We start from the raw sequence: 796 nt of genomic DNA, 5'->3' as shown, positions 1-796 counted from the left end.
GTCGTTGGCGAGCAGCACCACCGACTCCTCGGCGACCTCGCGGGCGAGCGCGCGGGCGGCTGGCGGGTCGAGGTCGACGAGGCCGTCGATCGGGGCGTCACCGGTGCCGTCGAGCGACGCCGGGACCGGGCTCCAGTCGGCGTCGAGCAGGCCCAGCTCGATCTTCTGCCGGAGCACGCGGGCGGCGGCGCGGTCGACCAGCGCCTCCGGCACCGTGCCGGCGCGTACCGCTTCGACGAACTGGGGGCCGAAGCAGCGTACCGCCGGAAGCTCGACGTCGACTCCGGCGGCGAGCGCGATGGCCGCGGCCTCGACCGGACTCTCGGCCAGGCCGTGGTGTAGCTCCAGGAAGGACACGCCGAAGTAGTCGGCGACGACGGTGCCGGTGAAGCCCCACTTGTCGCGCAGCAGGCCGGTCAGCAGGCCCGGGTCGGCGGCGGCGGGGAGGCCGTCGGTCTCGGTGTAGGCGTGCATGACCGAGCGTGCGCCGCCGTCGCGCACCGCCATCTCGAACGGGAGCAGGAGCACGTCGGCCAGCTCGCGTGGTCCCATGTGCACGGGTCCGAAGTTGCGGCCGGCGCGAGATGCGGAGTATCCGGCGAAGTGCTTGAGTGTGGCCACTACGCCGGCCGACTCCAGGCCGCGCACGTAGCCGGTGGCGACGGTCGCGACCAGGTACGGGTCTTCGCCGATCGTCTCCTCCGTGCGGCCCCAACGGACGTCGCGGGTCACGTCGAGCACCGGCGCGAGGCCCTGGTGCAGGCCGAGGCGGCGCATGTCGGCGCCGATCCGGGCG

The 796-nt window shown here is 74.0% G+C and carries 1 protein-coding gene; it reads right to left on the bottom strand.

Annotated features, from left to right (window positions below; all coding sequences use genetic code 11):
- Positions 1 to 796: glycoside hydrolase family 3 protein (locus ACFFIA_RS42435; protein ID WP_377262985.1), on the bottom strand; the 796-nt coding region annotated here is incomplete at both ends.

The organism is Phytohabitans kaempferiae (assembly GCF_042433955.1).
Lineage (GTDB): Bacteria > Actinomycetota > Actinomycetes > Mycobacteriales > Micromonosporaceae > Phytohabitans > Phytohabitans kaempferiae.
This window is presented reverse-complemented; position numbering and strand designations above follow the sequence as displayed.